Source organism: Rahnella victoriana, assembly GCF_004330295.1.
Taxonomy (GTDB): Bacteria; Pseudomonadota; Gammaproteobacteria; order Enterobacterales; family Enterobacteriaceae; genus Rahnella; species Rahnella victoriana.
The window spans coordinates 45,122-59,209 of sequence record NZ_SJOJ01000003.1; the positions used below are offsets into that span (position 1 = coordinate 45,122).

Consider the following 14,088-nt stretch of genomic DNA (forward strand, 5'->3'; position numbering starts at 1 on the left):
TTTTTATATATCGCTATTTTCACCCCAAACTCAGTCCCTCAACGCACCGTTTTTTCAGGATAAAAATGACAGAGAATTTGCAACTGGGCGCGCTGCTGGCGGCCTGTCACTGGATTGGTCAGAAGGGCTGGAGCCCGGCAACGGGCGGCAACATGTCCGTGCGTGAAGGCGATGCCCATTGCCTGATCACCGAATCAGGGAAAGACAAAGGATCACTGACCGCAGGCGATTTCCTGCGGGTTGAACTGGAAAGCGGCCTTGCGCCCGACGGCCGACGTCCTTCAGCGGAAACCGGCCTGCACACCATGCTGTATTCCCGCTATCCTGAAACAGGCGCGGTGCTGCATACCCATTCTGTCAACTCGACGGTGTTATCGCGGGTAGAACGCAGCGGTGCGCTGGTGCTGGAAGGCTATGAGATGCAGAAATCGCTCAGCGGCCAGACCTCGCACCTTGATCAGGTGGTGATCCCGATTTTCGACAACAGCCAGGATATTTCCGCGCTGGCGCAGAAGATTATGGCGTCAGCGGAGCACACGCCGTTGCAGTATGGTTTTCTGCTGCGCGGCCACGGGCTGACCTGCTGGGGACGGGATGTGGCGGAAGCGCGCCGCCATCTGGAAGGGCTGGAATTCCTGTTCCAGTGTGAACTGCAACGTCGCCTGCTGGAGGCTAAATGATCCGCGCCATTATCACTGATATTGAAGGCACCACCACGGATATCCGTTTTGTGCATCAGGTGTTATTCCCCTATGCCCGTCAGCGTCTCGCCGATTTCCTGCGCCATGAGCATGAGCAGCCTGACGTCGCGGCGGCGCTGGCGGCCCTGCGCACTGAAATCGACCGGCCACAGGCCAGCGTCGAGGCACTCATCGAACAGCTCTTTACCTACATGGACAACGACGTGAAATCGACGGCGCTGAAAGTGTTGCAGGGCATCATCTGGCGTACCGGCTATGAGAACGGCGATTTTCGCGGGCATCTGTATCCCGACGTCGCGCCGCAACTGGAAGCGTGGAAAGCGGAAGGTCTGCAACTGTGCGTCTATTCCTCGGGGTCGGTGGATGCGCAAAAACTGCTGTTCGGCTACAGCGATGCGGGCGATGTAACGCCGTTGTTCAGCGGCTATTTCGATACCCGCGTCGGGGCCAAGCGTGAAACGGAGTCGTATCAGAACATCGCTGAACAACTGATATTGCCGCCGCAGGATTTACTGTTTTTATCGGACATCCGTCAGGAGCTGGACGCCGCGCGCTTAGCGGGCTGGCATACCTGTCAGCTGATCCGCGATGACGCTGACGAGCTCAGCGATCACCTGCAAGTTAATCGTTTTGATCAGATAGCCTTAGAAACATTCTTATAAGAGGGTTGACCATGAGTGCATTAACAATTTTTAGTGACCAGGATCCTTCCGCACCGGTGTGGGAAAGCCGCGACGGCGACGCGATCGCCGCCGAACTGAGCAAAATTGATGTGCGTTTCGAACGCTGGCAGGCCGACCGCGATTTAGGCGCGAACCCGCAGCCGCAGGACGTCATTGCCGCCTATCAGCATGAAATCGACAAACTGGTCGAAGAGAAGGGCTACCAGAGCTGGGACGTGATCAGCATGCGTCCGGACAACGAACAACGCGAGGTGCTGCGCACTAAATTCCTCTCCGAACATACGCACGGTGAAGACGAAGTGCGTTTCTTCGTCGAAGGCGTAGGGTTGTTTTGTCTGCACCTGAACGGCAAGATTTTCCAGATCCTGTGCGAGAAAAACGATCTGATTTCCGTACCGGCCAACACCCGCCACTGGTTTGATATGGGCGGCTCTCCGTCATTCACCGCGATCCGCGTTTTCGATAATCCGGAAGGGTGGGTGGCGCATTTCACCGGCGACACGATTGCCGATGTGTACCCGAGGATGGGTGAATAAGGTTTGCATACTGCAGAAACAAAAAAACCACCAGAAGGTGGTTTTTTTGTGCTGGTCAGGTTAGCGGCCTTTCCAGCGGGCTTCGTTACTGATGTAACGCAAGCGCAGACTAGCGGGAGGGATAGTCTACTTTTTGAACTTATTTGTCAAGGACCCAGGCAATGCGTGTATGATGACTCCGGGCCTTTACGCCGTCTTAGCAAACGGGCACCGGTTTCAGGAAAGGATGTCCAACGACCGTCAACGCAGGCGCAGACTAGCGCTTGTTTTCACGGAGATATCACCGGTGGTGTTGACGTGAAGCGGTCTTTGCAAGGACCGCACAATGAAACGGTACATCTGTATCTTTATCGTTGTCACCGGAGCGGCAATGTTTCAGGGAAAAGGAAGTTGGAGTATCTCCAATAATTCTCTCTCTGTAACAATTGACGCATCGGGCAAGTAAGCCAGAAAGCCGTCCCGCGAGGGACGGCTTTCTTTAGGCCTTTAACGCATTGCCTGCTTACCATAATTCGGTGAGCGTGGGCCGTACAGCAGGCCGTCGGTCTGAGATGCGCTCAGCAGACGGTAGCTGGTGAGCCCGGCGATATCATGACCTTTGTCGGACATCGTGCTGGAGATTTGCTTCACCGCAGCCTGAACCAGCATGCCGATGATCCCGCCGTTGTTGTTGTCATTTTCGCTGTCAGAGGCAGTGGCGTTACCTGTCCACAGCACTTTACCATTGCGTAAATCCACCAGTTTGGCATTAGCGGTCACACGGGTTTCACTGGAAACCACCATGTAAGTGCTGCCGTAGCTGGTGATATCAATGTAAAGCGCGGCATCCGCACCGAAAATTTCACGCAGTTTTGCGGCGCTGACTGCACGGATATCTTCCGCACCGGTTATGCCGTTCTGCTTGAAAGTTTCCTCAACCACAGCCACCGGGAAGACATAGAAGCCGTCTTCTGCCAGCGGTGCCGTCACGGTGGAAAGCATGCTGTGGCTGGCGTTCACATCCGGTGAATGGTTCACCGGCGGCAGCACCAGAATCGACCGCGGCTTGCTCTCTTTAAACGCCGTGTAATCGTAAGACGCTTTTTTCGCACAGCCTGTCAGCAGCAACGTCAGCACCATACCGGTCAGCAGGAATAAACGTTTCATTTAACTCTCCCTTTATTTTTCAGCAGGAAATCCATGTAGGTTGCTGACTCCGGAAATAAACTTTTCTCCGTATTGAATTCCTGGAATGCCAGATCGGTATGACCGGTATTGGCATAAAGTAATCCGAGTTGCGCGTGCAGGCCAGGGGGAACGGCTTTACCGGTGGCGCGGGATTTTTCAATCGACTCTTTCAGTGACGCGATTTGCTCTTCCGGTCCGACTTTGTCGCCCTGATAATACTGGTAAACGGTCTTCTGATAGTTATCCCAGTTATATAATGATTTATCAGCCTGTTTTGCGCAGCCCGCTAATAATAACGCTAAGGTAACAAAGCCGACTTTTATCACGGCACTTCGGTTTTTACATAATATCATTTCAGAATATCCGTATGATTAATTAGCCGGACGCCATGCGCCGCTTTCGATTCCATTCACCAGATTATTCACCGCTTCGCGGATCGCTAAATCCAGCACTTTACCGTTTAACGTGGAGTCATAACTGGCGGTGCCGCCGAAACCAATAATTTCGCGGTTGGACAGGGAGTATTCGCCTGCGCCCTGAGAGGAATACACCACTTCAGAGGTCTGGACGTTGACCACATTCAGGCTGACTTTGGCATACGCGATTTGCTGCTTACCGCGGCCGAGGATGCCCCACAGCTGGTTGTCGCCGACTTCTTTACGGCCAAATTCAGTCACATCACCGGTAATGACGTAGTTAGCCCCTTTCAGCGTTTGTGCCTGCCCTTTAATTCCGGCTTCTTCTTTAATTTCCGCCATATTCGTGCGGTCTAATACATTAAAGCGGCCAGTTTGTTGCAGGTCGGTAACCAGAATGGTTTTAGACTGATTGCCCAGACGATCAACGCCGTCGGAGAAAATACCACTCATATAGCTGGAGCGGTTATCGAATTTACCGACAGAAATCGGACTGCGGGGGCCGTTATATTGCGTGTTATAAGAAGCGACTTTCTGAACTTCTACCGTACGGGATGATTCTGTCGCGCACCCTGATAATGTGCCTGCCGCAATCATGGCCGACAAAATGAAAACTGATTTCCTCATGTTACTATTCCTTGTCCATTTAATGTCTTATTAACGGGCAAAAGCAGCCCGCGCCAAATTTAATTAATTTGGTTTAATATCGTTCCAATAGGTTGAAGCGGATATTTCACTTAAAAACGATGAATTATCTCAATAGCCATTTTTATTCTTTTCAGTCACGGAATACCGGCTCTGAAAGAGAATAAAATTTAAAATTGGCTAAGAATAATCCTAACAGATATTGCTTTTCGATTTCCTTACATTTTTGGGATTTTCTTATCATCAGCTCAAAAAAACAGCGCCCGCAGGCGCCGCATTATTGACCGGAGGGATCACTGTAAGGCTTGCCGGAAAATACCCCCGCGTACCTGATCCGGTGTCACTACCCCCACATCCAGCACCCATCCGCTGATCAGTTCTGCCGGGGTGACGTCAAATGCCGGGTTGTAAACCTGTGCATCAGCCGGTGCCCATTGTACGGATCCGAAACTGCCGGAAACGCCGGTAACTTCAGCCGCCGCGCGCTGTTCGATGGGGATCGCCGCGCCGTCAGGGCAGTGCGGATCGTGCGTGGTATGCGGCGCGGCCACGTAGAACGGGATGCCGTGATATTTCGCCAGCACGGCCAGACTGTAGGTGCCGATTTTGTTGGCCACATCACCGTTGGCGGCAATGCGGTCGGCACCGACCCAGATGGCATCGACCTGTTTTTGCGCCATCAGGCTGGCGGCCATCGAATCACAAATCAGCTGATAAGGAATGCCCAGCTCGCCGAGTTCCCAGGCGGTGAGACGCCCGCCCTGTAACAGCGGACGGGTTTCATCTACCCACACCTGCGCGACATGGCCCTGTTCATGCGCAAGGCGGATCACGCCGATTGCCGTACCAACACCGGCTGTCGCCAGCCCGCCGGTGTTGCAATGAGTAAGCAAACGGCTGCCGGGCGAGACCAGTGTCGCGCCGTGCGCGGCAATGCTGTCACATAAGGCGCGGTCTTCCTCGACCAGTCGCAAGGCTTCTTCTGCCGCCGCTTTCACGTAATCAGTGTGCTGCAACGCGGCTTTCATACGGTCGAGATTGTTCATCAGGTTGACTGCCGTCGGGCGTGAAGCGCGCAGTGTTTCCAGCGCGTGATGCAGTTGATCCGGGGTCATACCCTGTCCGGCCAGCAGGGCCAGCAGCAGGCTGGCGGACAAACCAATCAGCGGCGCACCACGCACGCGCAGGGTGCGGATGTGATCCACCAGTTCGCTGACGTCGCGGCATTCACGCCAGTCAGCGCGTTGCGGCAGGGCTTGCTGGTCGAGGATCCACAGCTGATTTTCACGAATACGTAAACTGGTGGTTGTGAGGTTTTGCATTGTTGGTTAAATCCTTGTTGCCCGGTTGCATCTGGTCACTTATTCTGCCAACATGCGTAACGGATGTATAGACGTCTAAACGCTTTAAAGGCTAAAAAAGAATTCGAGAGGTCAGGATGTCGCGCTACTACACGTTTACCGCTGAAGATGCCGTTGAATATGCCCGCCAGTTTGGCGGTGTGGCGGATCCGCAATCTCTGGTGACGGCCGATGAAATCGGTGACGGAAACCTGAATCTGGTGTTTAAGATCCGTGATACCACGGGCAAAAGCCGGGTGATTGTGAAACAGGCGCTGCCTTACGTGCGTTGCGTGGGTGAATCCTGGCCGCTGACGTTAGACCGGGCGCGCATCGAAGCCGAAACCCTGATTATTCACGGCCAGCATTGCCCGCAGCATACGGTGACGGTGTTGCATCATGATGCGGAACTGGCGGTGATGGTGCAGGAAGATCTGTCGGATCATCACATCTGGCGCAGTGAACTGGTGCAGGGAAAATATTACCCGCAGGCGTGCGCGCAGCTGGGTGAATATCTGGCGCAGACGCTGTTCCATACTTCTGATTTCTGCCAGAACGCGCAGGTCAAAAAAGCCGAAGTCGCGCGTTTCACCAACCCGGAATTGTGTCAGATCACCGAAGATCTGTTCTTCACCGATCCGTATGTCGATCACGAGCGCAATAATTTTGACGCCATTTTGCAGCCGGAAGTGAACGCGCTGCGCGAAGATAAACCGCTGCGTCTGGCGGTCGCCGCGCTGAAACATCGTTTCCTGAGCAAGGCCGAAGCGTTACTGCACGGCGATATTCACAGCGGGTCGATTTTTGTGGCCGAAGACAAACTGAAAGCCATCGACGCAGAATTCGGGTATTACGGCCCGATGGGCTTTGATCCCGGTTCTGCCCTCGGCAATCTTCTGCTGAACTACTGCGGTCTGCCGGGGCTGGTCGGCGTGCGTGAGGCGGCGGACGGACGTGAACAGCGTCTGAAGGATGTCCGTGATCTGTGGCTGAGTTTCTCAGAGCGTTTCCTGCAACTGGCGCGGGATAAATCACAGGATCCGACGCTGGCGGAGCCGGGCTATGCGGAAGTCTTTCTGCAGGACGTCTGGCACGATGCCGTCGGCTACTGCGGCGCGGAGCTGATCCGCCGCACCATCGGGCTGGCGCACGTAGCCGATCTCGATACCATTAAAGATGCGGCGATGCGCGCAGACTGCCAGCGTCATGCGCTGAGTCTCGGCCAAAAACTGATCCTCACTGCACAACAAATCGGCGATGTGGAGTCACTTATTGCGCGGATCCGTCAGTTCAGCTAATCCTGTAAGTTTCTTGTATAATGCCCGCCTTCGAGGTGCGTAGGGGTAAACCCGGTGGCATTTCCTCGGTTTACTTTTAACAGGAATACAGAATTATGATGCATAACCATGTCTTACGCAGCGTGCGCTACATGTTGGATTTAAGCGAAGGCCAGCTGATCGAGATCCTTAAAACCACAGGTACGCCTGTCAGCCCTGAAGTGATGTCCCGCTATCTGAAAAAAGAAGATGAAGAAGGGTATATGGAAGTGCCGGACGAAGTGATGGCGAACTTCCTGAATGGCCTGATCACCTTTAAACGCGGTAAAGACGATCGCTTCCCGGCACCGGAAGTAGAAAAGCGCCTGACCAACAACATCATGCTGAAAAAACTGCGCGTGGCGTTTGAGCTGAAAACCGAAGACATGATTTCTGTCCTGACTGCCGCTGATTTCAAAGTGTCCGAAGGCGAACTGAGCGCGTTCTTCCGCAAAGAAGGCCACAAAAACTACCGTCCGTGCGGCGATCAGGTGATGCGTTATTTCCTGAAAGGGCTGACGGCGAAAGTCCGTCCGAAAAAAGGCTAAGCTATTAAATATTCGCCAGCTTAATATATCTGATGGCGTGTATTAGAAATAATAATAAGCGGGGTGCTTTTATGAAAAAAGCGCCCCGTTTTACGTTTATTGGTTTTCCAGTGATGTAATTTCGTTATTACAGTTTTACTTCACGTTTCCCCGCTTTTATTTTTGACAGATTATTCCTCCGGAAACTATCTTCTGTTCTCATTATGAAACCTCTGGGCAGTATTTTAATAAAAATGAAATAACACCGTTTATTTTAAAACGGCGAATTTAATTTGTATTGAAAGGACATCTTAATTATGACAAAGATTAAAACGTTGGCTTTATTAGTCGGGCTGGCTGTGTCTGCTCCGGCACTGGCAGCGGGTTCATCAGCCAGTCTGGAAGCCCGCATGGCGCAGCTTGAACAGCGTCTTCAGCAGGCAGAAGCGCGCGCGGAAACGGCAGAGAAACAAATCCAGCAACTGACGAAGCAGGATGTTAAACGCGAACAGGAAATTGCCAGCGTGAAAGAAGCCACGCCGGTAGAAGTTAAACAAGATGGAATATCCAAAGACAAACTGTTAACACTTAATGGTTTTGATAATTTAAAACTTTACGGCGATGTTGAATTTAATGTCGACGGTGCAAGTCGCAGCGGACAATTAACCTCCATCAGAACCGAGGATAATAAAAATTTCCGCGACGGAAATAATGAACGCTGGGATGTGAATGGTCGTTTATTAATCGGTCTTGACGGTTATCGCCGTAATGATAATGGCCAGTTCTCTGGTTTCTCCGTCCAGCCGACCGCCAATTTAAACGGCTCGATGGGCGTGGATGATGCCGCCTTCTTCTTCGGTGAAGAAAAAGACTGGATGGCAAAAATCGGCCGCTTCGAAGCCTACGACATGTTCCCGCTTAATCAGGATACCTTCATTGAGTATTCCGGTAACACCGCCAATGACCTGTATGCCGACGGCTACGGTTATGTCTACATGATGAAAGAAGGGCGCGGACGCAGTGACAGCGGCGGTAACATCCTGCTGAACAAAAATCTCGGCAACTGGTATTTCGAGCTGAATACGCTGATGGAAGACGGCACGTCGCTGTATGCCGATCGCAACTATCACGGCAATCAGCTTGATAATGATAAAAACACCGTTTACCTGCGCCCGATTATCGCCTGGAAAGGGGATGTCTTCTCGGTGGCGGCCGCGATGGAAACCAACGTCGTCAACAATGCGTATGGCTATAAAGATGGCGACGAGTTTGTCGATCAGTCCAAACGTAATGGTTACGGCATGACGATGACCTGGGACGGCCAGAAAGCTGACCCTGGAAACGGCATCGTGGCGAACCTGAGTACCGCGTATATGGATGCGTCGGATGAAAAAGACTTCACCGTCGGGGCCAATGCGCTGTGGAAACGCTTCGAGCTGGGTTACATCTACGCGCACAACAAAATCGAAGACTTTAATATTAATGGCGTCCGCGCATCTGACTACGACGATGACTGGTTTGATGAACCGGGCGACTACGATATTCATACCATTCACGCCAGTTACCTGATCCCGAACGTGATGGATATGCAGAACTTCAACGTCTATCTCGGTGCCTACGTCTCCATGCTCGAAGCGGATAAAACGTACAGCAGCGATGACGACAGCGATCAGAGGTATGGGGCGCGGGTCCGCTTCAAATACTTCTTCTGATTACCCGTCATATTTCGCGTCACAGATGCGTTGGCTGCGCGTGTTCGCCCGAATCACTTACTTGAGTAAGCTCATCGGGACTCACTTGCTTTGCCGCCTTTCTGTGGCACGAACTATTTAGGGTAATCCGATAAACTGAATCGCTGAATCGGATGCAAAAAAAAGCCTGAGTGTAAACACTCAGGCTTTTTTATCGGCTAATTATGGGTTCAGGCAGCTTCGGTGTGGCGGGGTTTCGCCTCATCCTTTTTTGCGCTGTCTTTCTCCGCTTCCGGCTTTTTCGCGGCCAGTTCATCCGGTTCAAACTCATCGACGTTGATTGAACGCAGACGGCTTTCTTCCGCACGGCTGAGAATACGGGCATCGTCGGCGCTCAGATGACCGGCATCCAGACCTTTTTGCGCCAGAATATCCAGACGGGTGAAGGGCAGTTTTTTACCCATCGCGTCGCACAGGCGTTTATGCACCGGTTCAGCGGCCAGAATATCCTGCAAGGCTTCTTCCAGCAGCCCGACCGGGTTGTGCTCGCTTGGCGTCAGATACTGACCACGGCCGATACGGCTGCGGGTGGCAGAAGGCACCTGAAGAATACGCGCCAGTTCGTGATCCAGACGGTCAGACGGTGCGGAATGCGCACGGCCCAGCGGGAAAATCACCAGACGCATCACACCGGCCACAAAACGGTTCGGGAAGTTACGCAGCAAATCGTCGATAGCCACTTCGGCCTGGTGCAGACAATCCTGCACGCCCCAGTGCACCAGCGGTAAATCCGCTTCGTTACAGCCTTCTTCGTCATAACGTTTCAGCGTCGCCGTCGCCAGATACATCTGGCTGAGGATATCGCCGAGACGGGCGGAAATGCGTTCACGACGTTTCAGGCTGCCACCGAGCACTCCCATCGACACATCGGCCAGCAGCGCCAGGTTGGCACTCAGGCGGTTGATGTGCTGATAGTAGCGGGCGGTTTGATCATTCACCGGGGTATCGCTGGTGCGTCCGCCGGTCAGACCCAACCAGAAACTGCGCATTTTGTTGCTGCCGACGTGGCCGATATGCCCGAACAGCGCGCGGTCGAAATCAACCAGATCGTTTTTCTCAGCCGCCGCCATTTCCCGCAGAACGTAAGGATGGCAACGGATTGCACCCTGTCCGAAGATGATCATGCTGCGGGTCAGAATGTTGGCACCTTCCACGGTGATGGCAATCGGCGCGCCCTGATAGGTACGGGCCACGAAGTTGCTGCTGCCGAGCATAATGCCTTTACCGCCGGTGATATCCATCGCATCCATCACGGCGCGCTGGCCACGGTGAGTACAGTGGTATTTGACGATAGCCGACAGCACGGCCGGTTTTTCACCGAGCATAATGCCGTTAGTGATCAGCGTAGCGGCGGCATCCATTACATAAGCGTTACCGGCAATGCGTGCCAGCGGCTCTTCGATGCCTTCCATTTTACCGATCGGCAGTTTGAACTGACGGCGGATATAGGCGTAAGCGCCGGTCGCCAGCGCCAGAGATTTCAGGCTGCCGGTCGAGTTAGAAGGCAAGGTGATGCCACGGCCCACAGACAGACATTCCACCAGCATACGCCAGCCCTGACCGGCCATTTTCGGGCCGCCGATGATGTAGTCGATCGGCACAAAGATATCGCTGCCGCGCGTCGGACCGTTCTGGAACGGCACGTTGAGCGGGAAGTGACGGTGACCAATTTCGACACCGGCGGTGTCGGTCGGGATCAGCGCACAGGTTATGCCCAACTCTGTTTCGTTGCCGAGCAGGTGATCGGGGTCTTTCAGTTTAAACGCCAGACCGAGCACGGTGGCGATAGGGGCCAGCGTGATATAGCGTTTGTTCCAGGTCAGGCGCATGCCGAGCACTTCTTTGCCCTGCCACTGGCCTTTACACACAATCCCGAAATCCGGAATGGCGCCGGCATCGGAACCCGCTTCCGGGCTGGTCAGTGCGAAACACGGAATTTCCAGACCTTCGGCCAGACGCGGCAGATAGTGATCTTTCTGCTCCTGCGTACCGTAATGTTGCAACAGTTCGCCCGGACCGAGGGAGTTTGGCACGCCGACGGTGATCGCCAGAATACCTGACACACCGGCCAGTTTTTGCAGCACCCGCGCCTGAGCGTAAGCGGAGAATTCCAGACCGCCGTATTCTTTCTTAATGATCATCGCGAAGAAACGGTGTTTTTTCAGATAGGCCCACAGTTCCGGCGGCAAATCAGCCAGTTCATGGGTGATCTGGAAATCATTCGCCATGCGACAGGCTTCTTCTACCGGCCCGTCAATAAAGCGTTGTTCTTCTTCCGTCAGCTGCTGCTCAGGATAATCCTGCAATTTTTTCCAGTCCGGCTTGCCGCCAAACAGGTCGCCTTCCCACCAGGTCGTCCCGGCTTCAATGGCTTCTTTTTCCGTGCGTGACATCGCGGGCATCACTTTACGGAAGGTTCGAAGTGCCGGGCCGGAGAACAATGAACGGCGCAGGGCCGGGATATTGAAGGGCAGAAGAATGATCGCCAGCGGCAGCAACAGCCACAGCGTCCACAGATTAAGGGCACCCATAGCAGCCGTAAACGCCAGTAAAATCAGGCTGCTGAAGGCAAGATTGACCTTGTGGTAGAACAACGCACCAAGGATCACGACAAATGCAACAATGCTAAGAACCATCATAGTAAAGCTCCTGAGTAGTAGGAGGTCTGACCTGTTGTAGGGATACAATGGTTTTAGTTCATGCTCATTTCTTTATCAATGTGTTTACATACTAATTACAACACAGCTCACAAACCGGCCGCACGATGGGTCAAAAACAGAAACTATCGGAATCATTACCGCTTCATTGCTTCTCGCAGTTTCGGCTTTCCGTTAAACTGCACGGCGGAACGTTTTATTGCTATCGGCCGTGTTGAAACCGGCTGCAAATGGACATAAAAGAGGCTGCTATGTACCAGGATATTATCCGTACTGAACTGAACGAAGCTGCTGACACGCTGAATAAATTCATCAGCGATCCGGCAAATATTGAGTCTATTCAACGTGCAGCAGTGCTGCTGGCAGATTCATTCAAAGCGGGCGGGAAAGTGATTTCCTGCGGTAACGGCGGTTCACATTGTGACGCCATGCATTTCGCTGAAGAACTGACTGGCCGCTACCGTGAAAACCGTCCGGGCTATCCGGCCATCGCCATTTCTGACGTCAGCCACATTTCCTGTGTCGGCAACGATTTCGGCTACGAATATATCTTCTCCCGTTATCTGGAAGCGGTTGGCCAGAAGGGCGACGTGCTGCTGGGCATCTCCACCTCCGGTAACTCCGGCAACGTGATCAAAGCCATCGAAGCCGCCCGTGCCAAAGGCATGAAAGTCATCACCCTGACCGGTAAAGACGGCGGGAAAATGGACGGCTCAGCCGACGTGGAAATCCGCGTTCCGCACTTTGGTTTCGCTGACCGCGTGCAGGAAATCCACATTAAAGTGATTCATATCCTGATTCTCTTAATCGAAAAAGAAATGGCAAAGGCATAAGATTTTTGCCGTAAAGGAGGCAGGTGATGTGCGAATTGCTCGGGATGAGCGCTAACGTTCCTACTGATATTTGTTTCAGTTTCAGTGGATTAGTGCAGCGCGGTGGCGGGACTGGCCCGCATAAGGACGGCTGGGGCATTACCTTTTATGAAGGGAATGGCTGTCGTACTTTTAAAGATCCGACGCCCAGTTTTAATTCGCCCATTGCCCGCCTTGTTCAGGAATACCCGATCAAATCCTGCGCGGTGATTTCCCATATTCGTCAGGCAAACCGTGGCGAAGTGGCGCTGGAAAATACCCATCCGTTTACCCGCGAACTGTGGGGTCGCAACTGGACCTACGCGCATAACGGTCAGCTTCGCGGTTACCGCCAGCTCGATACCGGTACGCTGCGTCCGGTCGGTCAGACCGACAGCGAATACGCGTTCTGCTGGTTGCTGCACAAACTCACGCAGCGTTATCCACGCCGCCCGGCAAGCTGGCCGCCGGTGTTTCGCTATATTGCGTCGCTGGCTGATGAGTTACGGCAGAAAGGGGTGTTTAACATGTTGCTGTCGGATGGCAATTTCGTCATGGCGTACTGCTCAACGAATCTGCACTGGATCACACGGCGCGCACCTTTTGGCAAGGCGACGTTGTTGGATCAGGATGTGGAAATTGATTTTCAGCAGCAGACGACACCGGATGATGTCGTCACCGTGATTGCCACGCAACCGCTGACGGCAAACGAAACCTGGAACAAGATTGCTCCAGGCGAATTCGCGTTATTTCACCGGGGCGAACGCCAGCTGTGAAGACAGCGGGGTGTTGGACAATGGCTGCAACACTTCATACTTACCGTCACTTACCACAACATTCGGTGGCTGGTGATGTTTCTCAAAGTAAGCATATCCCGGCTGCAACTGGCTCCAGAAGCTGTAGTAGCTGGAGTTCTTATGCGCTTTCATATTGGCATCGGTCATTTTGAACGGGTAGATGCTGATTTGCAGATTACGCTGTCCGAACTGGAATGCCGCCTGCACGTAGGTGAAGATTTCGTCCATATAGCCGTCGGTCATCGCATAGCAACCGATAGACTTACAGTTACCGTGGATCATCAGATACTTACCTGAATACCCCTGCGAGATATCATACGCATTCGGGAAACCGATGTTGATGGCGCGATAAAAGCGGCTGTCGGGTTTCAGGTGGTGAATATCCACGTTGTAGAAACCTTCCGGGCTTTTGAAATCACCTTCGCGACGTTTATTTCCCAAACCGCCGGAAAAATCGCAGATGCCATAGCTGCCGATCAGGCGAAATTCGCCGTCGAGCTGGGCATACAATTCGAGTTTACGTTCTTGTTTGAAGATCTGGATATAAACCGGAGCGCCTAATAATTGCTTTTTAAGCGTCGCGTTGACCGGAACAGCATCGCTGGCCACGGCGTAATTTGCTGTAAATAAAGGCAAACTGAGGAGCATCGCAAGAAACAGCGCGATTCTGATCATTCTAAATCCTGCTTGGTAATAATGTC

14 protein-coding genes are annotated in these 14,088 nt (G+C 53.0%); 8 read left to right on the forward strand and 6 right to left on the reverse strand.

The window, feature by feature from the left end; translation table 11 throughout:
- Positions 1-65: 65 nt before the first annotated feature.
- The 3 genes from EYY67_RS03435 to EYY67_RS03445 are packed head-to-tail and all read left to right on the forward strand — an operon-like array spanning position 66 to position 1,920.
- On the forward strand, positions 66-680 hold the full coding sequence (locus tag EYY67_RS03435) for a methylthioribulose 1-phosphate dehydratase (RefSeq protein WP_095923143.1): 615 nt from the start codon (positions 66-68) through the stop codon (positions 678-680).
- Positions 677-1,363 carry an acireductone synthase gene (gene mtnC, locus EYY67_RS03440; RefSeq protein WP_095923142.1) on the forward strand — a complete coding sequence of 229 codons (687 nt, stop codon included), beginning with the start codon at positions 677-679 and terminating at the stop codon, positions 1,361-1,363. Before EYY67_RS03435 ends, mtnC begins: the two co-directional genes overlap by 4 nt.
- Before the next feature lie 11 nt (positions 1,364-1,374).
- Entirely contained in the window at positions 1,375-1,920 is a 546-nt protein-coding gene (locus EYY67_RS03445) for a 1,2-dihydroxy-3-keto-5-methylthiopentene dioxygenase (RefSeq protein ID WP_131692850.1), read from the forward strand.
- Between the two features lie 486 nt (positions 1,921-2,406).
- Here the strand turns inward: EYY67_RS03445 and EYY67_RS03450 are convergent, their stop codons facing one another.
- The 4 genes from EYY67_RS03450 to mtnA form a co-directional block, all read right to left on the reverse strand.
- Positions 2,407-3,066: a DUF799 domain-containing protein gene (locus EYY67_RS03450; RefSeq protein ID WP_131692851.1), complete on the reverse strand. Its 660-nt coding sequence runs from the start codon at positions 3,064-3,066 to the stop codon at positions 2,407-2,409.
- A complete protein-coding gene (locus tag EYY67_RS03455) occupies positions 3,063-3,440 on the reverse strand; it encodes a DUF4810 domain-containing protein (RefSeq protein WP_095923138.1) in 378 nt (125 codons plus the stop codon). Before EYY67_RS03455 ends, EYY67_RS03450 begins: the two co-directional genes overlap by 4 nt.
- Positions 3,441-3,458: 18 nt before the next feature.
- Positions 3,459-4,130: a CsgG/HfaB family protein gene (locus EYY67_RS03460; protein WP_095923137.1), complete on the reverse strand. Its 672-nt coding sequence runs from the start codon at positions 4,128-4,130 to the stop codon at positions 3,459-3,461.
- A 311-nt stretch (positions 4,131-4,441) separates the two neighbouring features.
- On the reverse strand, positions 4,442-5,470 hold the full coding sequence (gene mtnA / locus EYY67_RS03465; RefSeq protein WP_131692852.1) for an S-methyl-5-thioribose-1-phosphate isomerase: 1,029 nt from the start codon (positions 5,468-5,470) through the stop codon (positions 4,442-4,444).
- A 116-nt stretch (positions 5,471-5,586) separates the two neighbouring features.
- Between mtnA and mtnK the strand changes: the two genes are divergently transcribed.
- From mtnK to EYY67_RS03480, 3 genes are all read left to right on the forward strand, one after another.
- Positions 5,587-6,786 (forward strand): S-methyl-5-thioribose kinase, encoded by a 1,200-nt coding sequence (mtnK, locus tag EYY67_RS03470; protein ID WP_131692853.1) that lies wholly within the window; start codon positions 5,587-5,589, stop codon positions 6,784-6,786.
- 95 nt (positions 6,787-6,881) lie between these two features.
- Positions 6,882-7,352 carry a YehS family protein gene (locus EYY67_RS03475; RefSeq protein WP_095923134.1) on the forward strand — a complete coding sequence of 157 codons (471 nt, stop codon included), beginning with the start codon at positions 6,882-6,884 and terminating at the stop codon, positions 7,350-7,352.
- 296 nt (positions 7,353-7,648) lie between these two features.
- Positions 7,649-9,043 carry a carbohydrate porin gene (locus EYY67_RS03480; RefSeq protein ID WP_131692854.1) on the forward strand — a complete coding sequence of 465 codons (1,395 nt, stop codon included), beginning with the start codon at positions 7,649-7,651 and terminating at the stop codon, positions 9,041-9,043.
- A gap of 209 nt (positions 9,044-9,252) precedes the next feature.
- Here EYY67_RS03480 and fadE read toward each other — a convergent pair whose 3' ends face one another.
- Entirely contained in the window at positions 9,253-11,721 is a 2,469-nt protein-coding gene (gene fadE, locus EYY67_RS03485; RefSeq protein WP_095923132.1) for an acyl-CoA dehydrogenase FadE, read from the reverse strand.
- Positions 11,722-11,990: 269 nt separating this feature from the next.
- Between fadE and lpcA the strand changes: the two genes are divergently transcribed.
- Together lpcA and EYY67_RS03495 are read left to right on the forward strand one after the other, a co-directional pair.
- A complete protein-coding gene (gene lpcA, locus EYY67_RS03490; RefSeq protein ID WP_013574283.1) occupies positions 11,991-12,572 on the forward strand; it encodes a D-sedoheptulose 7-phosphate isomerase in 582 nt (193 codons plus the stop codon).
- 26 nt (positions 12,573-12,598) lie between these two features.
- Positions 12,599-13,366, forward strand: a complete 768-nt coding sequence (locus EYY67_RS03495) for a class II glutamine amidotransferase (protein WP_015696178.1) — start codon at positions 12,599-12,601, stop codon at positions 13,364-13,366.
- Here EYY67_RS03495 and dpaA read toward each other — a convergent pair.
- On the reverse strand, positions 13,337-14,062 hold the full coding sequence (gene dpaA, locus EYY67_RS03500) for a peptidoglycan meso-diaminopimelic acid protein amidase (RefSeq protein ID WP_095923130.1): 726 nt from the start codon (positions 14,060-14,062) through the stop codon (positions 13,337-13,339). The genes EYY67_RS03495 and dpaA overlap by 30 nt on opposite strands.
- Between the last annotated feature and the right edge of the window lie 26 nt (positions 14,063-14,088).